General features: G+C 64.2%; 20 protein-coding genes. 17 read left to right on the top strand and 3 right to left on the bottom strand.

Features of this window, described 5'->3' with window-relative positions; all coding sequences use genetic code 11:
- Positions 1 to 2 precede the first annotated feature (2 nt).
- From mraY to BPNPMPFG_RS08445, 17 genes are all read left to right on the top strand, one after another.
- A complete protein-coding gene (mraY, locus tag BPNPMPFG_RS08525; protein ID WP_258594688.1) occupies positions 3 to 1,085 on the top strand; it encodes a phospho-N-acetylmuramoyl-pentapeptide-transferase in 1,083 nt (360 codons plus the stop codon).
- Positions 1,086 to 1,093: 8 nt separating this feature from the next.
- Entirely contained in the window at positions 1,094 to 2,494 is a 1,401-nt protein-coding gene (gene murD, locus BPNPMPFG_RS08520) for a UDP-N-acetylmuramoyl-L-alanine--D-glutamate ligase (RefSeq protein WP_258594686.1), read from the top strand.
- Positions 2,494 to 3,645: a putative lipid II flippase FtsW gene (gene ftsW, locus BPNPMPFG_RS08515; protein WP_258594685.1), complete on the top strand. Its 1,152-nt coding sequence runs from the start codon at positions 2,494 to 2,496 to the stop codon at positions 3,643 to 3,645. The genes murD and ftsW overlap by 1 nt, the downstream gene beginning before the upstream one ends.
- A gap of 1 nt (position 3,646) precedes the next feature.
- The gene (murG, locus tag BPNPMPFG_RS08510; RefSeq protein ID WP_258594683.1) at positions 3,647 to 4,777 is read left to right on the top strand and encodes an undecaprenyldiphospho-muramoylpentapeptide beta-N-acetylglucosaminyltransferase; all 1,131 of its coding nucleotides are present in this window, start codon (positions 3,647 to 3,649) and stop codon (positions 4,775 to 4,777) included.
- On the top strand, positions 4,774 to 6,180 hold the full coding sequence (gene murC / locus BPNPMPFG_RS08505; protein ID WP_258594681.1) for a UDP-N-acetylmuramate--L-alanine ligase: 1,407 nt from the start codon (positions 4,774 to 4,776) through the stop codon (positions 6,178 to 6,180). Before murG ends, murC begins: the two co-directional genes overlap by 4 nt.
- Positions 6,177 to 7,142, top strand: a complete 966-nt coding sequence (gene murB, locus BPNPMPFG_RS08500) for a UDP-N-acetylmuramate dehydrogenase (RefSeq protein ID WP_258594680.1) — start codon at positions 6,177 to 6,179, stop codon at positions 7,140 to 7,142. The genes murC and murB overlap by 4 nt, the downstream gene beginning before the upstream one ends.
- A gap of 473 nt (positions 7,143 to 7,615) precedes the next feature.
- On the top strand, positions 7,616 to 8,542 hold the full coding sequence (locus BPNPMPFG_RS08495) for a D-alanine--D-alanine ligase (protein WP_258594678.1): 927 nt from the start codon (positions 7,616 to 7,618) through the stop codon (positions 8,540 to 8,542).
- Complete coding sequence (locus BPNPMPFG_RS08490) at positions 8,530 to 9,471, top strand: cell division protein FtsQ/DivIB (protein ID WP_258594677.1); 942 nt, start codon at positions 8,530 to 8,532, stop codon at positions 9,469 to 9,471. Before BPNPMPFG_RS08495 ends, BPNPMPFG_RS08490 begins: the two co-directional genes overlap by 13 nt.
- On the top strand, positions 9,468 to 10,775 hold the full coding sequence (ftsA, locus tag BPNPMPFG_RS08485; RefSeq protein WP_258594676.1) for a cell division protein FtsA: 1,308 nt from the start codon (positions 9,468 to 9,470) through the stop codon (positions 10,773 to 10,775). Before BPNPMPFG_RS08490 ends, ftsA begins: the two co-directional genes overlap by 4 nt.
- A 66-nt stretch (positions 10,776 to 10,841) precedes the next feature.
- On the top strand, positions 10,842 to 12,521 hold the full coding sequence (gene ftsZ, locus BPNPMPFG_RS08480; RefSeq protein WP_258594674.1) for a cell division protein FtsZ: 1,680 nt from the start codon (positions 10,842 to 10,844) through the stop codon (positions 12,519 to 12,521).
- Positions 12,522 to 12,800: 279 nt separating this feature from the next.
- Positions 12,801 to 13,751, top strand: a complete 951-nt coding sequence (gene lpxC / locus BPNPMPFG_RS08475) for a UDP-3-O-acyl-N-acetylglucosamine deacetylase (RefSeq protein WP_258594671.1) — start codon at positions 12,801 to 12,803, stop codon at positions 13,749 to 13,751.
- Between the two features lie 262 nt (positions 13,752 to 14,013).
- Positions 14,014 to 14,883: an outer membrane protein assembly factor BamD gene (locus tag BPNPMPFG_RS08470; RefSeq protein ID WP_258594669.1), complete on the top strand. Its 870-nt coding sequence runs from the start codon at positions 14,014 to 14,016 to the stop codon at positions 14,881 to 14,883.
- Positions 14,884 to 15,003: 120 nt separating this feature from the next.
- Entirely contained in the window at positions 15,004 to 16,677 is a 1,674-nt protein-coding gene (recN, locus tag BPNPMPFG_RS08465) for a DNA repair protein RecN (RefSeq protein WP_258594667.1), read from the top strand.
- 192 nt (positions 16,678 to 16,869) lie between these two features.
- Positions 16,870 to 19,074, top strand: a complete 2,205-nt coding sequence (ligA, locus tag BPNPMPFG_RS08460) for an NAD-dependent DNA ligase LigA (protein ID WP_258594666.1) — start codon at positions 16,870 to 16,872, stop codon at positions 19,072 to 19,074.
- Positions 19,074 to 19,766 (top strand): DUF2461 domain-containing protein, encoded by a 693-nt coding sequence (locus tag BPNPMPFG_RS08455; RefSeq protein WP_258594664.1) that lies wholly within the window; start codon positions 19,074 to 19,076, stop codon positions 19,764 to 19,766. The genes ligA and BPNPMPFG_RS08455 overlap by 1 nt, the downstream gene beginning before the upstream one ends.
- Positions 19,767 to 19,979: 213 nt before the next feature.
- The gene (locus BPNPMPFG_RS08450) at positions 19,980 to 20,708 is read left to right on the top strand and encodes an AzlC family ABC transporter permease (protein ID WP_258594663.1); all 729 of its coding nucleotides are present in this window, start codon (positions 19,980 to 19,982) and stop codon (positions 20,706 to 20,708) included.
- A complete protein-coding gene (locus BPNPMPFG_RS08445) occupies positions 20,705 to 21,001 on the top strand; it encodes an AzlD family protein (RefSeq protein WP_258594661.1) in 297 nt (98 codons plus the stop codon). The genes BPNPMPFG_RS08450 and BPNPMPFG_RS08445 overlap by 4 nt, the downstream gene beginning before the upstream one ends.
- A gap of 222 nt (positions 21,002 to 21,223) precedes the next feature.
- Here BPNPMPFG_RS08445 and BPNPMPFG_RS08440 read toward each other — a convergent pair whose 3' ends face one another.
- From BPNPMPFG_RS08440 to BPNPMPFG_RS08430, 3 genes are all read right to left on the bottom strand, one after another.
- The gene (locus BPNPMPFG_RS08440; protein WP_258594660.1) at positions 21,224 to 23,068 is read right to left on the bottom strand and encodes an aminopeptidase P family protein; all 1,845 of its coding nucleotides are present in this window, start codon (positions 23,066 to 23,068) and stop codon (positions 21,224 to 21,226) included.
- 146 nt (positions 23,069 to 23,214) lie between these two features.
- Positions 23,215 to 24,087, bottom strand: coding sequence for a 50S ribosomal protein L11 methyltransferase (locus tag BPNPMPFG_RS08435; RefSeq protein WP_258594658.1), 873 nt, complete (start codon positions 24,085 to 24,087; stop codon positions 23,215 to 23,217).
- A 10-nt stretch (positions 24,088 to 24,097) separates the two neighbouring features.
- On the bottom strand, positions 24,098 to 24,676 hold the full coding sequence (locus BPNPMPFG_RS08430; RefSeq protein WP_258594657.1) for an SCO family protein: 579 nt from the start codon (positions 24,674 to 24,676) through the stop codon (positions 24,098 to 24,100).
- Positions 24,677 to 24,813: the final 137 nt, after the last annotated feature.

The raw sequence follows: 24,813 nt of genomic DNA, 5'->3' as shown, positions 1-24,813 counted from the left end.
GCATGTTCACACTGCTCGTCGATTTTGCGGACAAGATCTCGGTCTTCAATGTCTTCCGCTACATCACCTTCCGCACCGGCGGGGCGCTGATCACATCGGCGCTGATCGTCTTCATCTTCGGACCGACCATCATCAATTCGCTGCGGCTGCGCCAGGGCAAGGGCCAGCCGATCCGCGCCGACGGGCCGCAGACGCATTTCAAGAAGGCGGGCACCCCGACTATGGGCGGGCTGATGATCCTTTCCGGCATCATCGGTTCGTCGCTGCTGTGGGCGAACCTGTCGAGCATCTATGTCTGGGTGGTTTTGCTGGTGACGCTGGGCTTCGGCTTGATCGGCTTCTACGACGACTATCTGAAGGTAACCAAGCAGTCGCATCTCGGTTTTTCCGGCAAGGCGCGGCTGGCGCTCGAATTCGTCATTGCCGGCATCGCCGCCTGGGCGATCATGCATAACGGGCAGGCGCCGTTCTCCTCATCGCTGACATTCCCCTTCGCCAAGGAATTCATCGTCAATCTCGGCTGGTTCTTCATTCCGTTCTCCTGCTTCGTCATCGTCGGCGCCGGCAATGCGGTGAACCTGACCGACGGCCTCGACGGGCTGGCGATCGTGCCGATCATGATCGCGGCGGCCTCCTTCGGCGTCATTGCCTACCTCTCCGGCAACGCGGTGTTCGCCGAATATCTGCAGATCCATTTCGTGCCGGGCACCGGCGAACTGGCGGTCGTGCTTGGCTCGGTCATCGGCGCTGGTCTCGGCTTCCTCTGGTTCAACGCGCCACCGGCGGCGATCTTCATGGGCGACACCGGCTCGCTGGCGATGGGCGGCCTGATCGGCACGGTCGCCGTCGCCACCAAGCATGAGATCGTGCTGGTCATCGTCGGCGGATTGTTTGTCGTGGAAATCCTGTCTGTCATCATCCAGGTCGGCTACTTCAAGATGACCGGCAAGCGGGTGTTCCTGATGGCGCCGATCCACCATCATTTCGAGAAGCTCGGCTGGACCGAAAGCCAGGTGGTGATCCGCTTCTGGATCATCGCCGTCATCCTGGCGCTGGTCGGCCTGTCCACCCTGAAGCTGAGATAGGAGGCCGCTTGATCCCCGCCGCATCCTTCGCAGGCAAGCGCGTTTCGCTCTTCGGGCTCGGTGGCTCGGGGATTGCGACGGCGCGCGCGCTGATCGCAGGCGGGGCAGACGTGCTGGCCTGGGACGACAATCCCGACAGCGTTGCCAAGGCGGCGGCGGTCGGCATCGCGACCGGCGATCTGCGCGGCGCCGACTGGGCGAAGTTCTCGGCTTTCGTGCTGTCGCCGGGCGTGCCGCTGACGCATCCCAAGCCGCATTGGACGGTGGAGCTGGCGCGCGGTTCCGGCGTCGAGATCATTGGCGACATCGAGCTTTTCTGCCGCGAGCGGGTGCTCGCCGCGCCGGCAGCACCGTTTATCGCCATCACCGGCACAAACGGCAAGTCGACGACGACCGCGCTGACCGCGCATATCCTGAAAGCGGCGGGACGCGACACCCAGATGGGCGGCAATATCGGCCGCGCGGTGATGACGCTCGATCCGCCTGAGCCCAATCGGCACTATGTGGTCGAATGCTCGTCCTACCAGATCGACCTCGCGCCTTCGATCAACCCGACGGCCGGCATCCTGCTCAATTTGACGCCCGACCATCTCGACCGGCACGGCACCATGCAGCATTACGCGGCGATCAAGGAGCGGCTGGTGGCCGGCAGCGAGACGGCGATCATCGGCATCGACGATTCCTGGTGCGCGCAGATCGCCGAGCGGCTGGAACGGGCGGGGCGGCATGTCATCCGCATTTCCAAGCGGCTGCCGCTGACCGACGGCTATTTCGCCGACGGCAGCAATCTGATGGAGGCCGTGCACGGCCGCTACAGCCGCGTCGCCTTCCTCGAAGGCATCGGCTCGCTGCGCGGCCAGCACAATGCGCAAAACGCGCTGGCCGCGGTCGCTGCTTGCCTCAAGGTCGGGCTGGAGCTTGGCGAGATCCAGTCGGGGCTGGAAAGCTTTCCCGGCCTGGCGCACCGCATGGAGCAGGTCGGCCGCAAGGACCATGTGCTGTTCGTCAACGATTCCAAGGCGACCAATGCCGATGCGGCGGCACCGGCTCTGTCGAGCTTTCCGCGCATCTACTGGATCGCCGGCGGACTGCCCAAGGAGGGCGGCATCGAGCCGTTGCGGGGCTTCTTCCCGCGCATCGCCAAGGCCTATCTGATCGGCGAGGCCGCGCCCGCCTTCTCGGCGACCCTGGGCGAGGCCGTGCCTTACGAAATATCGGGCACGCTGAGTGCCGCGGTCGAGCATGCCGCACACGATGCGGCTCGCGACGACAGCGGCGAGGTGGTGGTGCTGTTGTCGCCGGCCTGCGCCAGTTTCGACCAGTTCAAGAATTTCGAAGTCCGCGGCGAAGCCTTCAGGCAAGCTGCGAATGCTATCGAGGGTGTGAAACCCATCGGAGGGGCACGATAATGCAGAGCCGTCTCGACAAAAGCCCGGTTGCGACCTGGTGGTGGACGATCGACCGCTGGTTCCTGGCGGCGTTCCTGTCGCTGATGGGGCTGGGCATCGTCCTGTCCTTCGCCGCCAGCCCGGCGGTGGCCGAACGCATTGGCCTCGACAGTTTCCACTTCGCCACCAGGCAAATCATCTTCACCGTGCCGGCGCTTGGCGTGATGCTGGCGGTTTCCTTCCTCGAATCCAGGCAAATCCGGCGCATGGCGCTGGTGATGCTGTGCATCATGCTGGTGCTGATGGTGGCGGTGCTTTACATCGGCGTCGAGGTGAAGGGCGCGCGCCGCTGGGTTTCGCTTGCCGGCCTGTCGATCCAGCCGTCCGAGTTCCTCAAGCCGGCCTTCGTCATCATGTGCGCCTGGCTGTTTGCCGAACACAAGCGCCAGCCGGACATTCCGGGCAATCTGTTCGCCATGCTGCTGCTTGCCCTGGTCGTCTCGCTGCTGGTCGCACAGCCGGATCTCGGCCAGACCATGCTGATCACCGGAACCTGGGGTGTGATGTTCTTCATGGCGGGACTGCCGTGGTTGTGGATCATCGCGCTTGGCGGCGCCGGCGTCGGCGGCGTGTTCGCCGCCTATTCGGTGTTTCCGCACGTTGCCTTGCGCATCGACAAGTTCCTCACCGGCGAAGGCGACACGTTCCAGGTCGACATGGGGCGCGAGGCGCTGATCAATGGCGGCTGGTTCGGCGTCGGGCCGGGCGAGGGCACGGTCAAGCGGGTCATTCCCGACAGCCATGCCGACTTCGTCTTCTCGGTCGCCGGCGAGGAGTTCGGGCTGATCATGTGCTTCTTCATCATGTCGATCTTCGCCTTCATCGTGCTGCGCGGCCTCAACACGGCGCTGAAGGAGCATGACGACTTCACCCGTTATGCGGTCGGCGGGCTGGTCACCGTGTTTGGCCTGCAGGCCGTCATCAACATGTGCGTCAACCTGCAGCTGGTGCCGGCCAAGGGCATGACGCTGCCTTTCATCTCCTATGGCGGCTCCTCGCAGATCGCCATCGCCATCTCGATGGGCATGGTGCTGGCGCTGACGCGCAAGCGGCCTGAAAAGCGCAAGCAGATGGGCTTTGCCCTGTCGCAACGCGCCCTGCCGGCGGAGTGATATGGCGAGAGGCGTCATCCTTCTCGCCGCGGGCGGAACCGGGGGGCATCTCTTCCCGGCCGAAGCGCTGGCGCATGAGTTGAACGAGCGCGGCTGGACGGTGCATCTGGCCACCGACGACCGCGCCGAGCGCTTTGCCGCCCGCTTCCCGGCCGCGGCCATCCATCCGATCCAGTCCGCGACGATGGGCTCGAAAAATCCTTTCGCCATGCTCGGCGCCTTCTGGAAAATCTGGCGCGGCGTGCGCCAGGCCTCCGCCACCATCGCCAGGATCAAGCCGGATGCCGTCGTCGGCTTTGGCGGCTATCCGACCTTGCCGCCGCTCTATGCGGCGACAAGGCGCAAGGTGCCGACGCTGATCCATGAGCAGAACGCGGTGATGGGGCGCGCCAACCGGGCGCTGGCCGGCCGCGTCGATGCGATCGCCGGCGGCTTCCTGCCGCACGACGAGAGCAGTGCGGCCGGCGCCAAGACGGTGACGACAGGCAATCCGGTCCGGCCTCCCGTGCTGGAAGCGGCCAAGACGCCTTATGCGGCATCGAGCGGAGAGCAGCCGTTCAGGCTGCTGGTGTTCGGCGGCAGCCAGGGTGCCCAGTTCTTCTCCGACGCCGTGCCGGCAGCTGTCGCCATGCTTTCCGAAGTGCAACGCAAGCGGCTGGTGATCACGCAACAGGCGCGCGCCGATGATGTGGCGCGGGTGAAGGCGGCCTATGCGGCACTAGGCGTCGCCGTCGAAGTCTCGCCCTTCTTCACCGACATGGCGCAGCGCATGGCGGCGGCGCATCTGGTGATCTCGCGCTCCGGCGCCTCGACCGTTTCGGAGATCGCCGTCATCGGCCGGCCGGCGCTGCTGGTGCCATATCCCTATGCGCTCGACCACGACCAGGCGGCGAACGCGGCCGCCCTTGCCGCCGCCGGCGGTGGCGAAGTGCACCCGCAATCCTCGCTTTCGCCCGAGCGCATCGCAACCCTCCTCCGCGGGTTGATGGACAGCCCTGAGCGGCTGGTGGCCATGGCCGCGGGAGCAAAATCGGCCGGCCGGCCCAACGCGGCACGGTTGCTCGCCGATCTCACAGAGGCTATTGCGTCCAAAAAGAACATTTCGGACTTCAGGAAGGGGACGCACGCATGAAGATGCCGCAGACCATCGGCCTTGTGCATTTCATCGGCATTGGCGGCATCGGCATGAGCGGCATTGCCGAGGTGTTGCACAATCTCGGCTACAAGGTGCAAGGATCCGACCAGGCCGACAGCGCCAATGTTCAGCGGCTGCGCGACAAGGGCATCGAATGCTTCGTCGGTCACAAGGCCGAAAATCTTGGCGATGCAGAGGTCGTCGTCGTCTCGACGGCGATCAAGAAAACCAATCCGGAACTGAAGGCCGCGCGCGAAAAACTGTTGCCGATCGTGCGCCGCGCCGAGATGCTGGCCGAGCTGATGCGCTTTCGCCAGGCCGTGGCGATCGGCGGCACGCATGGCAAGACGACGACGACTTCCATGGTTGCAACACTGCTCGAAGCCGGCGGGCTCGATCCGACCGTCATCAATGGCGGCATCATCAATGCCTATGGCACCAATGCGCGCATGGGCGATGGCGAATGGATGGTGGTCGAGGCCGACGAGAGCGACGGCACCTTCCTCAAGCTGCCGGCCGAGATCGCCGTCGTCACCAACATCGATCCCGAGCATCTCGATCACTATGGCAGTTTCGACAAGGTGCGCGAAGCGTTCCGCCAGTTCGTCGAGAACGTGCCGTTCTACGGTTTCGGCGTGATGTGCACCGATCACCCGGAAGTGCAGGCGCTGGTCGGCCGCATCGAGGACCGCCGCGTCATCACCTATGGCGAGAATGCACAGGCCGATGTGCGCTTCATCAACCACCGCATGGCGGGTGCCATTTCGGAATTCGACGTGGTGATCCGCAACCGCAAGGGCGGCGGCCAGACGACGATCGCCGGCCTGCGCCTGCCGATGCCCGGCCGTCACAATGTCTCCAACGCGACGGCGGCGATCGCTGTCGCGCATGAGCTCGGCCTGTCCGCCGAGGCGATCAGGAAGGGCCTGTCGTCCTTCGCCGGCGTCAAGCGCCGCTTCACCCATACCGGTTCCTGGAACGGCGTCGATGTGTTCGACGACTATGGTCACCATCCGGTCGAGATATCGGCCGTGCTGAAGGCGGCGCGTAGCGCCACCAAGGGCCGCGTCATCGCCATTGCCCAGCCACATCGTTTCACCCGGCTGCATGATCTGTTCAACGAGTTCTCCACCTGTTTCAACGACGCCGACACTGTGATGGTGGCGCCGGTCTACGCGGCCGGCGAAGAGCCGATCGAAGGCGTGACATCGGATGCGCTGGTGTCGCGCATCCGCGCCGGCGGTCATCGCGACGCGCGCTACATCGAGGGTCCGGCAGCAATCGCGCCCATCATCCGTGATCTGGCCAAGCCCGGCGACTTCGTCGTCTTCCTCGGCGCCGGCAACATCACCCAGTGGGCCTATGCGCTGCCCAAGGAGCTTGGCGGGACGGCCTCATGATGCACGGCCAGGCCCTGATCGACAGACTTGGCGACCGGCTTGCCGGCCTGCGCGGCCGCCTGACGCCAAATGCCGAGATGGACAAGATCACCTGGTTCCGTGCCGGGGGGCTGGCCGAAGTGCTGTTCCAGCCGGCCGATGAGGAGGACCTTGCGACGTTCCTCAAAGCCGTTCCCGAGGACATACCGCTGACCATTGTCGGTATCGGCTCGAACCTTCTGGTTCGGGACGGTGGCATTCCGGGTTTTGTTATCAGGCTTTCGGCCAAGGGCTTTGGCGAGGCCGAGGTGATTGGCCCTGCCAGGATCAAGGCGGGTGCGGCGACGCCCGACAAGCGCGTCGCCGCTGTGGCGCTCGAAGCCGGCATTGGCGGCTTTCATTTCTATCACGGTATTCCGGGCGCCATCGGCGGCGCGCTGCGGATGAATGCCGGCGCCAATGGCGTCGAGACGCGCGAACGCGTCGTCGAGGTGCGCGCTCTCGACCGCAAGGGCAATGTGCAAACGCTGAGCAATGTCGAGATGGGCTATGCCTATCGCCATTCGGCGGCACCTGCCGGGCTGATCTTCACCTCCGCCGTGTTCGAGGGCTTTGCCGAGGACAAGACAGCGATCAAGGCGGCGATGGATGCGGTGCAGAACCACCGCGAGACCGTGCAGCCGATCCGCGAGAAGACCGGCGGTTCGACCTTCAAGAACCCGGAAGGCACTTCGGCCTGGAAGGAGATCGACAAGGCGGGCTGCCGCGGCCTGATGATCGGCGGCGCGCAGATGTCGCCGATGCATTGCAACTTCATGATCAACACGGGAACCGCGACCGGCTACGACCTCGAATATCTCGGCGAGACGGTGCGCACGCGGGTGCTGGAGAATTCGGGCATCCGGCTGCAATGGGAAATCAAGCGCATCGGCAATTTTCGACCGGGACATGCCGTGCAGGAGTTTCTTGGACAACTCCTTTAAGGTGCGCTGACATTCAGGTGATGCCGGCCTGCAAACGGCGGCTTTCCGGGCTTCCGGTGCTCATGGACCCGAATGTCGGCTCCACTGCGGTTCTCGAAAGCCATCCAGTTTGGTCGCTTCGCGCCCGTCTTCGACTCCGGCTCGGCCTGACCTGAATCTCAACACATATTGGCGCGCGCTGAAGTTCACGTGATGCATGAACTTCAACGCGGCCGAAACGGCCCGTGAACCGTTGCTGCAAAGACTCAACGACACGCTTTTCTCACCCATTTTCTCAGAAAGTGAATCTCTCGGAATCGTAAGCACTTGCCAGTGAATCAACTCTCTGATTCTCTGCTCCAAAGCGTTTCCTGATTTGAGTCGTTCGACGCGTTTCAGCGTTTTCCGTCTGGGGGGCAACCTGCCGGGAGACTCTGACTCAATGTTGCGGAAAATCTTGGTTTTTGGTCCGCCGTGAGAGGGGATGACGGGGAATGAAAAGCAAGCATGTGGCCGTCCTGCTGGGTGGTTTCTCGTCCGAGCGGCCCGTGTCCCTGTCTTCGGGAAAGGCATGTGCCGATGAGCTCGAGAAGGAAGGTTATCAGGTCACGCGCGTCGATGTCGGGCGCGATGTCGGCTCGGTGCTTGCCGAGCTCCGGCCCGATGTCGCCTTCAACGCGCTGCATGGCCCGTTCGGCGAGGATGGCACCATCCAGGGCATCCTCGAATATCTCGGCATTCCCTACACTCATTCCGGCGTGCTCGCCTCGGCGCTGGCCATGAACAAGGAGCAGGCCAAGCGGGTTGTCAGGTCGGTTGGCGTCCCTGTCGCCGAATCGAAGGTCGCCAGCCGCTTCGCCATCCAGAGCAAGCACCCGATGAAGCCGCCCTATGTGGTCAAGCCGGTCAATGAGGGATCGAGCTTCGGTGTCGTCATCGTGCATGAGGGGCAGTCGCATCCGCCGCAGATCATCGGCTCGTCCGAGTGGAAATACGGCGATACCGTCATGGTGGAGCGTTACATCCATGGCCGCGAGCTGACCTGCGCCGTCATGGGCGATGTGGCGCTGGGGGTCTGTGAGATCATTCCGACCGGCCATTCCTTCTACGACTATGATTCAAAATATGTCGCTGGGGGATCAAAGCACGAATGCCCCGCAAAAGTTTCACCGAATATTTACCAAAAAATACAAACACTGGCGCTCAAGGCTCACCAAGCGATCGGCTGCCGGGGCGTTTCCCGGTCGGACTTCCGTTACGACGATCGGCATTCCGAAAACGGCGAGGTTGTCTGGCTTGAGGTCAACACCCAGCCGGGTATGACGCCGACGTCCTTGGTGCCTGAAATCGCCGCCCAGGCCGGGCACTCGTTTGGCGATTTGTTGAGTTGGATGGTGGAGGACGCTTCGTGTCTGCGTTGAAATGGGGACAAGGCAAGGGGAAGGGCGCGGCTGGGCCGGCGCTGTTCGGTCTGCCGTTGTCGCTGGACCATTTCGTGCTGCCGCGTGTGCTTCGCCGCCCGGTGCGCGTTCTGGCGCGCCTGGGCGTGGGGGAATTCCAGGCGCCGCGCTTCTCCGCGGCTATGATGTCTGCCGTGCTGGTTGCCTCGAGCAGCGCCTATGGCGCGTATCTTGGCGGCCATGTCGACGGCATCGTCCAGAGCATCACCGCCCGCACCGGCTTTGCCGTCGATCAGGTCAAGGTGGTCGGCAATCGCCAGACCTCCGAGATCGACATCCTCGACAGGCTCGAACTCGACGGCTGGACCTCGCTGATCGGTTTCGATGCCGAGGCGGCGCGCGAGCGGATTTCCGGCCTGCCGTGGATCGAGGTCGCTGCGGTCCGCAAGGTCTATCCGCACACGCTGGAAGTGCGCGTCGAGGAGCGCGAGCCCTTCGCGCTCTGGCAGCAAGGCGATGAGCTCTCCGTCATCGAGAAGAATGGCGCCGTGATCGCGCCGTTCTCCGGCGGCAAGCAGGTGCTTTTGCCGCTGCTGATCGGCGTCGGCGCGCCGGCCAAGGCGCCGGACTTCCTGGCCAAGGTCGAGAAATATCCCGATCTGGCGAACCGCATCAAAGGCTATATCCGCATCGGTGAGCGGCGCTGGGACCTGAAGCTGGACAACGGCATCACCGTCAAGCTTCCCGAGGATGACGAGGATCAGGCGATCGCCGAACTGGTCAAGATGGACCAGGACAAGGGGCTGTTGTCGCGTGACATCGCTGCCATCGACATGCGTCTGACCGACCGGCTGGTCGTGCAGCTGACGCCGGAGGCGGCGACGCAGCGCGAAGCCGCCCTCAACGAAAAGCCGAAAAGCCTGAAACGCAAGCCGGAGACGAAAATATGAGCTGGCTTGGCGGTCATGGCGATGCCGCGTCGCGCCGGTCCGGCACCCTGACAGTGCTGGATGTCGGTTCGAGCAAGGTCTGCTGCATGGTGGCCAAGCTGAAGCCGTGCGATGACGGCAAGCTGTTGCGCGGCCGTTCGCACCGGATCCAGGTGATCGGCATCGGCCATCAGAAGTCGCAAGGCGTGAAATCGGGTGTCGTCGTCGATCTCGACCGCGCAGAACACGCCATCCGTCTCGCCGTCGACGCCGCCGAGCGCATGGCGGGGCTGACGGTCGATTCGCTGATCGTCAACATGACCGCCGGCCGGCTGAAGAGCGAATCCTTCTCGGCCACCATCAATCTTGGTGGCCACGAGGCCGACGAGGCCGACATCAAGCGCGTTCTCGGTGCCGGCGCCAAGCAGGCGCTGAAGGCCGAACGCGAGGTGATCCATTCGCTGCCCGTCGGCTTCTCGCTCGACGCCGAGCGCGGCGTGCGGGATCCGCGCGGCATGGTCGGCGACGCACTTGGTGTCGACATGCATGTGTTGACGGGCGACGCCGCGCCAATGCGCAATCTGGAGCTTTCCATCAACCGTTCGCACCTGTCGGTCGAACGCCTGGTGGCGACGCCCTATGCCAGCGGGTTGGCTGCCCTGGTCGACGACGAACTGGAAATGGGCGCGGCCTGCATCGACATGGGCGGCGGCACGACGACGATCTCGGTGTTTTCGGAAGGCAAGTTCGTCCATGGCGACGCCATCGCCATTGGCGGCAACCACGTCACGCTGGATATGGCCAAGGGGCTTTCGACCTCACTCGATGCCGCCGAGCGGCTGAAGGTGATGCACGGCTCGGCGCTGCCGGGCAGCGCCGACGACCGCGACCTGGTCTCGATCCAGCCGATCGGCGACGATGGCGACGTGCCGCTGCAGATCCCGCGTTCGGTGATGACGCGCATCGTGCGTGCCCGCATCGACGAGACGCTCGAGCTGCTGCGCGACCGGCTGAACAAGTCCGGCTACGGCAATGCGGTGGGCAAGCGCGTTGTCTTGACCGGCGGCGCCAGCCAGCTCGCCGGCCTGCCGGAGGCGGCGCGCCGCATTCTGGGACGCAATGTACGCATCGGCCGCCCGCTCGGCGTGGCCGGCCTGCCGGAAGCGGCAAAGGGACCGGCCTTCTCGGCCGCGGTGGGGCTTCTGATCTATCCGCAGATGGCAAGCTTCGAGAGCCATCCGGCGAAAGGAATTTCCGGTCTCAGAATGACCGGGACGGGCGGAAAACTGCATCGCATGAGTCAGTGGTTGAGAGACAGTTTCTAATTGACGGGGACAGCCCCATAGGCGGCCGCGGCGGCGAAGCGGCGTGAAAGGCAAAGGACGGAGACAATGACCATCAATCTGCAAAAGCCGGACATCACCGAGCTTAAGCCGCGCATCACCGTGTTTGGTGTCGGCGGCGGCGGCGGCAATGCCGTCAACAACATGATCACCGCCGGTCTGCGCGGTGTTGAGTTCGTGGTGGCCAACACGGACGCGCAGGCGCTGACCATGTCGAAGGCCGATCGGCTGATCCAGCTCGGCGCGCATGTCACCGAGGGCCTTGGCGCCGGATCGCAGCCGGAAGTCGGGCGCGCGGCGGCGGAAGAATGCATCGACGAGATCATCGATCATCTGTCCAACACCCATATGTGCTTCGTTACCGCCGGCATGGGCGGCGGCACCGGCACCGGTGCTGCTCCCGTCGTGGCGCGTGCTGCCCGTGAAAAAGGCATTCTCACCGTCGGCGTCGTCACCAAGCCGTTCCATTTCGAAGGCCAGCGCCGCATGAAGACGGCGGATATGGGCATCGAGGAACTGCAGAAATGCGTCGATACCCTCATCGTCATCCCCAACCAGAACCTGTTCCGGCTGGCCAATGACAAGACCACCTTCGCCGACGCCTTCGCCATGGCCGACCAGGTGCTCTATTCCGGTGTCGCCTGCATCACCGACCTGATGGTCAAGGAAGGCCTGATCAATCTAGACTTCGCCGACGTCCGTTCCGTCATGCGCGAGATGGGCAAGGCGATGATGGGCACCGGCGAGGCTTCGGGCGAGGGCCGCGCGATGGCCGCCGCCGAAGCGGCGATTGCCAACCCGCTGCTCGACGAGACCTCGATGAAGGGTGCCAAGGGCCTGCTGATCTCGATCACCGGCGGCCGCGACCTGACGCTGTTCGAGGTCGACGAAGCGGCGACCCGCATCCGCGAGGAAGTCGACCAGGACGCCAACATCATCCTGGGCGCCACCTTCGACGAGGAACTCGAAGGCGTCATCCGGGTCTCGGTGGTTGCCACCGGCATCGACAAGTCGGCGGCTGAAATCGCCGCCGCGCCGATCTCGATCCGCACGGCGCCGCAGAAGCCGGTCAGCCGGTCAGCCGTTGCCGCGGTGGAAAGCCGGCCAGTGCCGGCCCAGCAGGCAGCCTACGAACCACGCGCCGTCGACCCGGTCGCCGAAGCCATCCATCTGGCGGAAGCAAATGCCGCAGCCATGGCGCAGGCTCGCCCGGCGCCCGCCGCCCATGCGGACGATTTCCGCCCGCAGAGCAAGATCTTCCAGGCGCCGCCAGCACAGCCGATGCCGCAGCCAGCCGCCCAGCAGATGCAGCCGGCTCCGCAGCCGCGCGAAATGCTGCAGCGCGAGGCCCCGCAGCCAGTAGCGATGGCGCCGCAGCGCATGCCGCGTGTCGAGGACTTTCCGCCGGTGGTCAAGGCCGAGGTGGATGCCAAGAGCCGTCCGGTCGACCACGAGAACAGCGGACCGATGGGCCTGCTGAAGCGTCTGACCAACGGCCTGACCCGTCGCGAGGAAGAACCCGCACGGTTGCAGCCGGCACAGCCGCGCGAACCCAAGTTGCGCCAGGCAGCACCCGAGGTGCGCCGTCTCGCCAGCCAGGACGCGCAGCTCTACGCGCCGCGCCGCGGTCAACTCGACGACCAGGGCCGGCTGACGCCGCAGGTCAGGCCGACTCAGGATGACGATCAGCTGGAGATTCCGGCATTCCTGCGCCGTCAGGCCAACTGATCGGTAAACGCGCTTTAACAATTGTTAACAGGCAGGCAAGCAATTGCTTGCCTGTTAACGTTTTAAACGGTGTGATTTCAAGTGGTTATCAGACCGTGCGGGATCCGGGGCGCGGTTACAAAGGGTAAGAAACCGTGATTTGGAGTATCCCTGCCGGAACATTATCTTCCGGCCTACCATAGTCGGTTGCCGGGATTTCGGGGGAAGTCGCCCTGCCAGCCGATTTCAACAAGAGCCGCGCCCTCGGGCTGGAGAAGCGGACCTAGGCATTTCGGGCTTATGGGGATTGTCTTGCACGACTATCAGACGACATTGAAGACGCGCGCGTCGCTTACAGGCACCGGCGTCCACAGCGGCAAGGAAGTTTCCATCAGCTTTATGCCGGCGGATGCCGACACAGGCATCGTGTTCCAGCTTTTCAATGGCGCAGAGCAGGGCCGCGAATTTCGCGCCCTGGTTTCCGAAGTCGGCGCTACCGACCTGTGCACCATGCTTGGTGATCCCTCCGGCGAGCACATCGCCACGGTCGAGCACATCATGGCGGCGCTGTTCGGGCTCGGCATCGACAATGTCGCCGTCGAGATAGACGGTTCGGAGGTCCCCATCTTCGATGGCAGCGCGATGGCGTTCGTCGAAGCCATCGACCAGGCAGGCATTGAAACGCTGTCGGTCAAGCGGCGCTACATAAGGGTCATCAAGCCGGTTCGCATCGAGAACGGCGCCTCCTGGGCCGAGTTCAAGCCGTATGACGGCACCCGTTTCGAGATCGAGATCGACTTCGAGAGCCCGGCGATCGGCCGGCAGCTGTTCGCGTCGGATCTCAATGCCGATATTTTCCGCCGCGACATCGCGCGCGCCCGCACCTTCGGGTTCATGAAGGATGTCGAGCGGCTGTGGGCCGCCGGTTACGCGCTCGGCTCCTCGCTGGAGAACTCGCTGGTGATCGGTGACGACAACCGCGTCATCAACATGGGCGGCCTGCGCTATCCCAATGAATTCGTGCGCCACAAGACGCTGGACGCCATGGGCGACCTTGCGCTGGCCGGCGCGCGGTTCATCGGCTGTTTCCGTTCCTATCGCGGCGGCCACAGGATGAACGCCGCCGCGCTGCGCCGCCTCTTGTCGGATCGTACCGCGTTCGAGATCGTCGAGACGACGCGCCGCGAGCGCGGCCGCAGCGCCGAGATGAACGCCGTCAACGCGCCGCTCTATGCGCCCTGGATGATCTGATTTTCTTAATTCTTTCGGATTTCAAGGCACGCAGAACTGTTGCGCGAATGCATCACCTGTCGGCGAAATTGCATCGACGTTCAAGCAACGTCAGACCGCCACAAAAATGTGCGATTGCCCGGAGATAGCGTTGCCGGGCAAGGCGGTTATGGTTTATGGCTGCTGCCGTCGATTAGTGCATGTCGCTCAAAAGTGGGGGCCAAGTTTGGGACAACGGCATGCAACGCGCATTGAAATAACGCCGAAAGGGCGGAATCCAATCATGTTCTTCAAGCGAGTCGGTCAATCGAAAGCGCCGCGGCGGGCTGTTTTCCTGGCGCTTTCGGTGGTTGTTCCATCGCTCTTCCTGTCGGCTTGCATGTCGTCGGAGAAAGATATCAACCTGTCGACCTATGTCGACCAGACAGAACCGGCCGATGTTCTTTACAATCAGGGCCTTGCCAATCTGAATGCCGGACGCCTGCAAGAGGCGAGCCGCAAATTCGATGCGGTCGATCGCCAGCACCCTTATTCGGAATTCGCCCGCAAATCGATGGTGATGGGCGCTTTCGCCGACTATCGCCAGGGCAATTACGATGAGGCGATCGGCGCGGCCAAGCGCTATCTCACGCTTTATCCGTCGACGGATGAAGCCGCCTACGCGCAGTACATTATCGGCTTGAGCTACTACCGCCAGATCAAGGACGTGACGCAGGACCAGAAGGAAGCGCGCCAGACCGTGCAGACGATGCAGGACCTGGTGACGCGCTGGCCGACATCGGAATATGTCGACGACGCCAAGGAAAAGATCCGCTTCGCCAACGATCAGCTGGCCGGCAAGGAGATGCAGATCGGTCGCTACTATCTCGAGCGCCGCGAATACATCGCCGCCGTCAAGCGCTTCCGCACCGTGGTGGAGAACTATTCCAACACGCGCCATGTCGAGGAAGCCTTGGCCCGCCTGACCGAAAGCTATTACGCGATGGGCCTGACCTCGGAGGCACAGACCGCCGCCGCCGTGCTCGGCACCAACTATCCGGATAGCTCGTGGTACAAGGATTCCTACAAGCTGCTGCAGAGCAACGGGCTTGCGCCGCGCGAGAATGCCGGGTCGTGGATATCCAAGGCCGGGAAGATGATCACCGGCGCCTGACCCCAGGGCATTGGACCGAAGCGTGCGCAACGCTTTTTCGGATTGATCCGGCGCTCAAACAAAAAGATAGTGCGGCGCTGCGACTCCAATGTTCGCGCGCCGTTCTAGATCCGGGTTCTGATGCTTTCCAGACTGTCGATCCGTGATATCGTCCTGATCGAGAAGCTGGATATCGACTTCCAGCCGGGTCTTTCCGTGCTGACCGGCGAAACCGGTGCCGGCAAATCCATCCTGCTCGACGCCCTGTCGCTGGCGCTCGGCGCGCGCGGCGACGCGTCGCTGGTGCGCCATGGCGCGGCGCAGGGCCAGGTGATCGCCGTCTTCGACGTGCCGCGCAACCATCCGGCCCGTGCGCTGCTTGCTGAGAATGCCATCGACGATGACGGCGACATCATCCTGCGCCGCCTGCAGACGGCGGATGGCCGCACCCGCGTCTTCGTCAACGATCAGCCTTCGAGCGTCACGCTGATGCGCGATGTCGGGCGCGCGCTGGTCGAGATCCATGGCCAGCATGACGAGCGTGCCTTGGTCGATCCGGGCGCCCATCGCGAGGTGCTCGACGCTTTCGGCGGCCATCTTGGCGTCGTCCGCTCGACGGGCGAGGCATGGCGGCAGTGGCGCGCCTGCGAGCAGGAGCTTTCGCGCCACCGTGCCAAGGTGGCGGCGGCCGCGCGCGAGGCCGATTACCTGCGCGCGGCGGTGGCGGAGCTGACGAAGCTCGATCCGCAGCCGGGCGAGGAGACCGATCTCGCCGAGCTGCGCGCGTCGATGATGCGGGCGGAGAAGATCGCTTCCGAAATCCATGATGCCCAGGATGTGCTGTCCGGCCCGTCCTCGCCGTTGCCGCAATTGGCCAGCCTGCTCAGACGGCTGCAACGTAAGGTGACGGAAGCGCCCGGCCTGCTCGACGACGTGGTCAAATCGCTCGACGAGGCGATGCTGTCGCTCGACGCCGCGCAATCGGGCGTCGAGGCTGCACTGCGTGCCGCCGAATATGATCCGCAGCGGCTGGAGAAGGCCGAGGAGCGGCTGTTTTCGCTGCGCGCGGCCTCGCGCAAGCACAGCGTCGCCGTCGACGACCTGGCGCAGCTGCGCGACGCGATGTCGGCCGATCTCGCCGATCTCGATGCCGGCGAGGAGCGTCTGCACGGGCTGGAAAAGCAGGCCGCTGCCGCGCGCGAGGCCTACGACATTGCCGCCGCTCAGCTGTCCTCGCTGCGTCATGCGGCGGCGGTCGGCCTGACCAAGGCCGTCATGGCCGAACTGCCGGCGCTGAAGCTCGAACGCGCCGCCTTCATCGTCGAGATGAAGAGCGAGGCCGAGAGCCGCATGGAAGAGGGCATCGACCAGATCGAGTTCTGGGTGCGCACCAATCCCGGCACGCGGCCCGGGCCGATGATGAAGGTGGCGTCCGGCGGCGAGCTGTCGCGCTTCCTTTTGGCGCTGAAGGTCGCGCTGGCCGACCGGGGCTCGGCGCCGACGCTGGTTTTCGATGAAATAGACACCGGCGTGGGTGGCGCTGTCGCCGACGCCATCGGCCAGCGGCTGGCGCGGCTGTCGAAGCGCGTGCAGGTGCTGTCGGTCACGCATGCGCCGCAGGTGGCGGCGCGCGCGGCGACGCATTTCCTGATCTCCAAATCGGGCAGCGCCGACCGCGTCGCGACCGGCATTGCCGAGATGGACCGGCCGGCCCGGCAGGAAGAGATCGCGCGCATGCTGGCCGGCGCCACCATCACCGACGAGGCCCGCGCGGCGGCCGAGCGATTGTTGCGCGAAAACACCACGGCGGCATAAGAATCACCGGCGTCATGGATCGAGTCAGGATATGGCTCCATCCTGCTGTTCAGGAATGATTTTCCCAAAATCCTGATCTATTGTGACGCGCAACCAAAGCACGTCGCGCTTTGGTTGTTGTTTTGTGCATGTCGCTGTCCCAAAACCGCACCACACTTTTGGGTGACATGCATTTGTTCGGGGAAGAAAAGCATGGCCGAAAAACCTGTCGATTCGCTCAGCGAAAGCGAGGCCGAAGCAGAGCTCAAGCAGTTGGCTGAGGAGATAGCCGGCCATGACCGCCGCTATCATACGGAAGACGCACCGACGATCACCGATGCGGACTATGATGCGCTGCGGCGGCGCAACCTCGCCATCGAGGAGCGCTTTCCCTGTCTCGTGCGCGAGGATTCGCCATCGCGCAGGGTCGGTGCGCCGCCGGCGGAAGGCTTTGCCAAGGTCCGCCATGCGGTGCCGATGCTCAGCCTTGCCAAGGCCTATACCGACCAGGATGTCATCGACTTCATCGAACGCGGCCGGCGGTTCTTCGACCGCGACAAGGATCTCGACATCGCTTTCACGGCCGAGCCGAAGATCGACGGGCTGTCGGCCTCGCTGCGTTATGAGGGCGGGGTGTTCGTACAGGGTGCAACGCGCGGCGACGGCACCGTCGGCGAGGACATCACCGCCAATCTTCGCACAATCGCCGACATCCCCGCGAAGCTGAAAGGATCGGGCTGGCCCGAAATCATCGAAATACGCGGCGAGGTCTATATGACCTATGCGGAATTCGACGCCCTGAAGCAACGCTCGGCGGCGGTTGGCGGCCAGGACTATGTCAACCCGCGCAACACGGCGGCCGGGTCGCTGCGCCAGAAGGATGCATCCGTCACCGCCAGCCGCAACCTCAAATTCTTTGCCTATGCCTGGGGCTATACATCGCAGGATCCGGCGCCGACCCAGTACGGGTCCGTACAAAAATTCGCGGAGTGGGGATTCAAGATCAGTCCGCTGATGGTGCGGGCGAAGTCGGTTGAGGAATTGGTCGCGCAGTATCGCCTCATCGAGACCCAGCGCTCATCGCTTGGCTACGACATCGATGGCGTCGTCTACAAGGTCGACCAGCTGGAATTGCAGCGCCGATGGGGGTTCGTCACCGGCGAGCCACGCTGGGCGATCGCCCACAAATTCCCGGCCGAACAGGCGATGACGACCGTGCAGAAGATCGACATCCAGGTCGGCCGCACCGGCACGCTGGCGCCGGTCGCGCGGCTGGCGCCGGTGACGGTTGGCGGGGTCGTGGTCGAAAACGTCACGCTGCACAACGAGGACTACATCAAGGGGCTGGACAGCACGGGCCAGCCGATCCGCGACGGCATCGACGTGCGCATCGGCGACACCGTGGTGATCCAGCGGGCAGGGGATGTCATTCCGCAGATCGTCAGCGTCGTCATCGACAAGCGTCCGCCCGATGCCGTTCCATACGAATTCCCGCACATTTGTCCGGTCTGCGGTTCGCCCGCGACGCGCGAGATCAACGAAAAGACCGGCAAGGAGGATTCGCGCCGGCGTTGCACCGGCGAACTGATCTGCGCAGCGCAGGCGGTCGAAAGATTGCGCCACTTTGTATCTCGCGGCGCCATGGACATCGAAGGGCTGGGCGCCGAGAACATCGATACTTTCTTCAATGCGGGACTGATCAAGACAGCCGCCGATATTTTTACGCTCAGGGATCGTCGACCCGCTGTCACCAAGGCGCTGGCCGCGCGGCGCGAGGAGCAGGCCAGGCAGCGTGAGGCGGCCTCCGGCAAGACGCGCAAGAATGTGCGCAGTGTCGAGGACCGCAACTACGAAGGCCTCGACAAGCTGTTTTCCGCCATCGACTCGCGCCGCGAACCGGAGCTCGACCGCTTCATCTTCGCGCTGGGCATCCGCCATATCGGCGAAACCACGGCCGCCGTGCTTGCCAAGACCTTCTCGACCATCGAGGAGCTGATCCGCGTCGGCAAGGAGACAGCGGCGGCAGCCGATCCGCACACGGTTTTCCCGTCGGTCAACGGCATCGGCGACACGGTGATCGATGCGCTTCGCGATTTCTTCGGCAACGAGCGCAATGACGACGTGCTTGACGCGCTGCTCGTGCAAGTCAAGCCGAAGCCGTATGTCGTGACCATCTCGGCCGACAGCGCGGTCGCCGGCAAGACGATCGTGTTCACAGGCACGCTGGAAAAGATGACGCGTCCCGAAGCCAAGGCGATGGCGGAACGTCTCGGCGCGAAGGTCGCGGGCTCGGTTTCGGCGAAGACCGATCTGGTGGTCGCCGGGCCAGGCGCCGGCTCCAAGCTGAAGCTCGCCAGTGAACTCGGCATTGAGGTGATCGACGAGGACGCCTGGCTGGCGCGGATCGGCAAGGCGTGATGGAAGGCGCATTCACGGGTTTCGGGCAGAAGGCCATTCCGTTTCTGAAGGCGCTGGATTTCCATCAGAGCCGGGAGTGGTTCCTGGAAAACCGCGACCTGTTCGAAAAGGAGTTGCGCGATCCCCTCAGCGATCTGGTCGAAACGCTGACGCAGCGTTTCGCGGCAGCCGGGCTCGGCCTGCGCGGCGATCGCAAGAAGTCGCTGTTCCGCATCAATCGCGACGTGCGCTTCGCCAAGGACAAGCGGCCTTACAACAGGCATTTGTCGGCGATCCTGTCGCCTGACGGCACCAAGATGGAGCAGGGCGTGTTCTACGTGCATATCGGGCTGGAGGGTTGCTTTGCCGGCGTCGCCTGGTGGCAGCCCGAGGCAGAGCTGCTGTTGGCGATGCGTCGGGCCATCGCGGCGCAGCCCGACACATTCCGCGCCATGGTAAAGGCGCTGAAGAAAAACGGCCTTGAGGTCGATGCCGAAGGCGGCATGAAGCGCACGCCGCGCGGTTTCGAACATGTTACGGACGCGGACCTGGTCGCCGCCATCCGCAACCGGCATTTCGCCGTCCGCCATGTGATCGACCCGGCCGGGATCCATGGTCCGGCGCTGGTCGACGAACTCGTCGGTTTCACCGTGCGCGCCAAGCCGCTGCTCGACTGGGGCAGGGCGATCGAGGGCAAAGCCGCCGCCACCTAAAGCGCGTCGCGTTTGAACAGACCCATGCGACGCGCTTTAGGTCTTTGTTTTGTGCATGTCGTTCTCCCAAAACCGGGCCACTTTTGGGCGACATGCATTGGCCTTCGACAAGGTGCTGCGACGATCATTTCCGCTGATCGTTTGGCTCAAGCGAATTCGTGTGACAAGGCAGGCCACGCCACCTACATACCGCCGTTCCCGAGGGAGTGGTGAATGGCGACGGACGCAATCTCCGAGAGCGGCGCAAGGAGCGATTTCTGGCAGGGCGTGCGGCTCTCGATGCCTGTCGTGGTGGCATCGGCGCCGTTTGCGGTGCTGTTCGGGGCGCTCGCCGTCGACAATGGCTTCTCGGTCTTCGAAGCCTTCCTGATGAGTGCGCTGGTCTTCGGCGGCGCCAGCCAGATGGTCGGCATCCAGCTGTTCGGCCAGCATGTCGCGCCATGGCTGATCGTGCTGTCGATCTTTGCCGTCAACTTCCGCCACGTGCTCTACTCCGCCGGTATCGGCCGGCGTATCGCGCACTGGCCTGTCATCCAGCAGGCACTTGGTTATTTCATCCTCACCGATCCGCAGTTCGCGGTCGCCGAGGCGAGGGCAAACTCCGGCCAGACGGTCGGCTTCGCCTGGTATCTGGGGCTTGGCCTGCCGGTCTATGTGTTCTGGGTGATCGAAAGCGCGCTTGGCGCTGTGTTCGGCAAGCTGATCCCCGACACGCATGCGCTGGGCATCGATTTCCTGCTGCCGATCTATTTCCTCGGCCTTGTCCTGGGCTTTCGCAAGCGGCCGCTGTGGCTGCCGGTGGTCATCGCCAGTGCCGCGGCCTCCATCATCGCCTACAAGACGGTGGGCTCGCCCTGGCATGTCTCCATCGGCGCCATTGCCGGCGTGCTGCTTGCCGTCATCCTGCCGCCCCACCACAGCGGCGTGAAGGCACGACCATGAGCACGACATTCTGGATCATCATCGCCAGCGCGATAGCCACCTATCTCACGCGCATCGGCGGGCATCTGGTCATCTCGCGCTTCGAGAACATCCATCCGCGCGTCGAGGCCGGCCTCAACGCCGTGCCGGCGGCGGTGCTGACGACGCTGGTGGCGCCCGAGCTGTTGAATGCCGGACCGGCGGAATGGGCCGCACTGGTCGTTACCGCGGTGGTTTCGCTGCGCGGCGGGCTGATGGCGATGTTTCTGGCGGGCGCGGCGGTGTTGATCATATCGCGGCAGTTCGTCGGGTAGAGTTCGAGGCGTGATCGTTTCGGACGTTTGCGCCGCCCCTCATCTGCCTGCCGGCATCTTCTCCCCGTAAACGGGGAGAAGGGACGCTGCCGCAATGTCGGAGCTGTTTCTGCACCGTTGAAAATTAGCGAAGGCTTCGGTGACAGCTTCTTTCTCCCGTTCTACGGGGAGAAATGCCCGGCAGGCGGATGAGGGGCGGTGCCGACTTTCGAAGACCAACTCCTAAATCTTGACGTCGTGCGGCAGCGGCGCGGTGGCCTTCTCCAGCCAGGCCAGCGTCTCGCCGTCGAGCATCGGCCCGATCTCGGCCAGCACGCGGGCATGGTACGCGTCTAGCCAGTGCAGTTCCTCGCGCGTCAGCAGGTCTGTCCGCACCAGCCGCTTGTCGATCGGCGCCAGCGTCAGCGTCTCGAAGCCGTGCATGGCGATGTCGCCGCCTTCGACCTGTGTCGCGGGCGTCACCAGGATGAGATTCTCGATGCGGATGCCATAAGAACCTTCCTTGTAGTAGCCGGGTTCGTTGGACAGCATCATGCCTTCGAGCAGCTTTTCGGTGCCGGTGCGGGCAATGCGCTGCGGGCCTTCATGCACGGCCAGATAGGAGCCGACGCCATGGCCGGTGCCATGGGCGAAATCGCAGCCGTGCTTCCACAGCGCCATGCGCGCGACGGCATCGATTTCCGAGCCGCGCGTGCCGGCGGGGAAGCGCAGCGTGGAAATGCCGATCATGCCTTTCAGCACCAGTGTGAAGCGTTCGCGCATCTCCTCGGTCGGCTGGCCGATCGGCACCGTGCGGGTGATGTCGGTGGTGCCGTCCTGGTACTGGCCGCCGGAATCGAGCAGGAACAGCTCGCCGGCCCGCAGCTTGCGGCTGGTGGCGCGCGATACGCGGTAATGCATGATGGCGCCATTCGGGCCGGCGCCGGAAATGGTGTCGAAGGACACGTCGCGCAGCGGCATCTGCGTTTCCTCACCGGTCCGCCGACGCGTCTCCTCGAGCTTGGTGACGACAGCGATCTCGTCGAGGGAACCGGGTTTTTGCCGCTCCAGCCAGCACAGAAGCTTGGCGACCGCAGCGCCATCGCGGCGATGCGCGGCGCGAGAACCGTTGATCTCGGCCTGGTTCTTGGTGGCGCGTGGGATGCGGGCGGGATCGGGCGCGGCAACCACCGTGCCGCCATTGTCCTCGACCAGCATGCGCAGCCTGTCCGCCGCCAGCACCGGGTCGAGTGCGATCTTCGCGCCGCCCTTGGCGAGAGCGACGATCGCCGTTTCGAATTCGCCGGGCTCATGCAATTCGGCGAGCTGGGTCAGATAGGCCGCAACCTGGCGCGAGAACTTGCGCCGATCCATGAACAGCTGGTGCGATCCGTCGGCGGCAAGGATGGCGAAGCCGAGCGCCAGCGGCGTGTGCGGTACGTCGCCGCCACGGATGTTGAAGGCCCAGGCGATGGAGGAGGGGTCGGTCAGCACGGCATGGGTGGCGCCGTCCTTGCCGATCGCCGCCGCTAGCCGCGCCAGCTTGTCCTTGGCGAGCTCGCCGGCAAAGCCGATCGGGTGAAGCTCGACGGGGGCCACGGGCGCCTCAGGCTGATCCTTCCAGATGATGTCGACCGGATTCTTGTCGAGCGGTACCAGCACAGCGCCGGTCTTGTCGGCCGAGGCCTGCAGCGCCTTGACCTCGCTGATCGTGTGCAGCCACGGGTCGAAGCCGAGCCGCGCACCCTTGCCAATTGTATCCTTCAGCCAGGCGGCAGGCGGGTTGTCGACCAGGCTTTCGATGGAAAAAATGTCGAGATCGACCTCGTGGCGCACCTGCAGCGTGTAGCGCCCGTCGACAAAGACGAAGGCGCGGTCGCGCAGCACGATGGCAACGCCGGCCGAGCCGCTGAAGCCGGTCAGCCATTTCAGCCGTGCCGAGCGGTCGGCGACATATTCTCCCTGGTGCTCGTCCGCGCGGGGTACGATGAAGCCGTCCAGCCCATTGGCCGCCAGCCATTGGCGCAGCAGCGCAACACGCGGCTTGCCGACTGCCGGGTCGCCCGCGGAATCGAAGGTCTGGAACATGATGGGCCTCCCTGAATTCGGCGCTGATGTAGCGCATGACCTCGAAAATCGGAATCGATTTTCAGTTGGCGCAACCTGCTACAGCGTCGCTTGACTGACAACCGGCTGGACTTGGTCCAAGCCGCGCACGGCTGGTCCTGCCGGTCTCAGCGCTTGAGGTGGATCGTCACCCAGCCCTCGCGGTGCAAGGTGCGCACGTGGCGGAAATTCTGGCCGACATAGGCTGAGACGACGGCGTCGCGCTGGCGCTCGAGGATGCCCGACAGCACGATCGAGCCGCCGAGCGCGATATGGTCGGCCATTTGCGGCGCCAGCCGCATCAGCGGCCGCGCCAATATGTTGGCGACGATGAGATCGAAAGGCGCGCGCTTGCCGAAGATCGGGTGGTGAAAGCCCGGCGCAGTTACCGTCTCCACCAGCGCCTTGACGTGGTTGAGCCGTGCATTGGCGGCAGCCACCCGCACCGCCACCGGATCGATGTCGGTGGCCAGAACCGGAATGCGCGCCAGCTTGGCGACGGCGATGGCCAGCACCGCGCTGCCGGTGCCGAGGTCGAGCGCATTGCGCGGGTGCTCGCGCCGCACGACGCGCTCCAGCATTTCGAGGCAGCCGGCGGTGGTGCCGTGGTGACCGGTGCCGAAGGCAAGGCCCGCCTCGATCTCGATGGCGAGTTCGCCGCTGTGGCGCTTCCCGCGGTCATGCGCGCCGTGGACGAAGAAACGGCCGGCGCGCACCGGCTTCAAGCCTTCCAGCGAACGCGCCACCCAGTCGATGTCGGGCAGGGCCTCGCGCTCGATCGGCTTCGATAGGGAAAGGCCGGCGAGGATGTCCTTGACCCGGGCCTCGACCGCATCGACGTCGTCGTCGGCATAGAGCGAGACTTCGTGGATGTCCTTGTCCTCGTCGACCTCCAGTACGGCGATTGGCAGGCCTTCATCCTCGAAGGCCGCCTCGAACGCCGCGAAAATGCGCTCAGCCTCGATTTTTCCGGTAATGAAATGCAGTCGCGTCTGGGTCATGTATTTTGTATCAGCTCTTGGCCGCCAGTCGTTTCAACTTGGCGATCGCCGTGTCAGGGCTTTCGCCATAGGCGATCGTACCGGCAAAGTCGCCCTTGGCGTTGAGCAGCAGCACCGAAGCGGTGTGGTCCATCGTGTAGTCGCCGTCGCCGGTGTCGACCTTCTTCCAGTAGATGCCGAACGACTTGGCCATGGCATGGACCTTGTCCGGGTCGCCGGTGATGCCGGTGATGCGGTCCGAGAAATTGCTGACATAGGTGTTCATCACATCGGGCGTGTCGCGTTCCGGATCGACCGAAACGAAATAGGCATGCAGGTTCTTGCCGTCGTCTCCAAGCGTCTTCAGCCAGCCGGCCAGTTCGAACAGCGTGGTCGGGCAGACCTCGGGGCAATGGGTGAAGCCGAAGAAGACGACGCTCGGCTGGCCCCTGAAGGCGGCCTCGGTGATCGGCGCGCCTTTCTGGTCGACCAGCGTGAAGGCGGCGCCGAAGGGCTCGCCGCCATAGTGGCCGCGGTACCAGTCGAAGGTCAGCCAGCCGATGCCGGCAGCCATCAGGACGAGAATGCCGACCAGAATAGAACGCATCATCAGTAAGGTCCGTCCGCAGAAATCATCGGGGGCGCCGGCCCCATGCCGCGCCAGCACAGTCTTAGCGGTTCGACCCCGCCCAGGCAAAGTGCCGCGTTGCCGCAACCGCAGGGTGTCGACGTATCTGCTTGCAAAGC

The organism is Mesorhizobium sp. AR07 (genome assembly GCF_024746815.1).
In the GTDB taxonomy this organism is placed as follows: Bacteria; Pseudomonadota; Alphaproteobacteria; order Rhizobiales; family Rhizobiaceae; genus Mesorhizobium.
The sequence above is the reverse complement of the archived record's forward strand: the minus strand, read 5'-3'. Positions and strand labels throughout refer to the sequence as shown.

Bases quoted from the DNA above. Each gene is read 5' to 3' on its own strand.
- mraY (WP_258594688.1), top strand. From the start codon at position 3: ATGTTCACACTGCTCGTCGATTTTGCGGACAAGATCTCGGTCTTCAAT.
- ftsW (WP_258594685.1), top strand. From the start codon at position 2,494: ATGCAGAGCCGTCTCGACAAAAGCCCGGTTGCGACCTGGTGGTGGACG.
- murG (WP_258594683.1), top strand. From the start codon at position 3,647: ATGGCGAGAGGCGTCATCCTTCTCGCCGCGGGCGGAACCGGGGGGCAT.
- murC (WP_258594681.1), top strand. From the start codon at position 4,774: ATGAAGATGCCGCAGACCATCGGCCTTGTGCATTTCATCGGCATTGGC.
- murB (WP_258594680.1), top strand. From the start codon at position 6,177: ATGATGCACGGCCAGGCCCTGATCGACAGACTTGGCGACCGGCTTGCC.
- BPNPMPFG_RS08495 (WP_258594678.1), top strand. From the start codon at position 7,616: ATGAAAAGCAAGCATGTGGCCGTCCTGCTGGGTGGTTTCTCGTCCGAG.
- ftsA (WP_258594676.1), top strand. From the start codon at position 9,468: ATGAGCTGGCTTGGCGGTCATGGCGATGCCGCGTCGCGCCGGTCCGGC.
- ftsZ (WP_258594674.1), top strand. From the start codon at position 10,842: ATGACCATCAATCTGCAAAAGCCGGACATCACCGAGCTTAAGCCGCGC.
- lpxC (WP_258594671.1), top strand. From the start codon at position 12,801: ATGGGGATTGTCTTGCACGACTATCAGACGACATTGAAGACGCGCGCG.
- BPNPMPFG_RS08470 (WP_258594669.1), top strand. From the start codon at position 14,014: ATGTTCTTCAAGCGAGTCGGTCAATCGAAAGCGCCGCGGCGGGCTGTT.
- recN (WP_258594667.1), top strand. From the start codon at position 15,004: ATGCTTTCCAGACTGTCGATCCGTGATATCGTCCTGATCGAGAAGCTG.
- ligA (WP_258594666.1), top strand. From the start codon at position 16,870: ATGGCCGAAAAACCTGTCGATTCGCTCAGCGAAAGCGAGGCCGAAGCA.
- BPNPMPFG_RS08455 (WP_258594664.1), top strand. From the start codon at position 19,074: ATGGAAGGCGCATTCACGGGTTTCGGGCAGAAGGCCATTCCGTTTCTG.
- BPNPMPFG_RS08450 (WP_258594663.1), top strand. From the start codon at position 19,980: ATGGCGACGGACGCAATCTCCGAGAGCGGCGCAAGGAGCGATTTCTGG.
- BPNPMPFG_RS08445 (WP_258594661.1), top strand. From the start codon at position 20,705: ATGAGCACGACATTCTGGATCATCATCGCCAGCGCGATAGCCACCTAT.
- BPNPMPFG_RS08440 (WP_258594660.1), bottom strand. From the start codon at position 23,068: ATGTTCCAGACCTTCGATTCCGCGGGCGACCCGGCAGTCGGCAAGCCG.
- BPNPMPFG_RS08435 (WP_258594658.1), bottom strand. From the start codon at position 24,087: ATGACCCAGACGCGACTGCATTTCATTACCGGAAAAATCGAGGCTGAG.
- BPNPMPFG_RS08430 (WP_258594657.1), bottom strand. From the start codon at position 24,676: ATGATGCGTTCTATTCTGGTCGGCATTCTCGTCCTGATGGCTGCCGGC.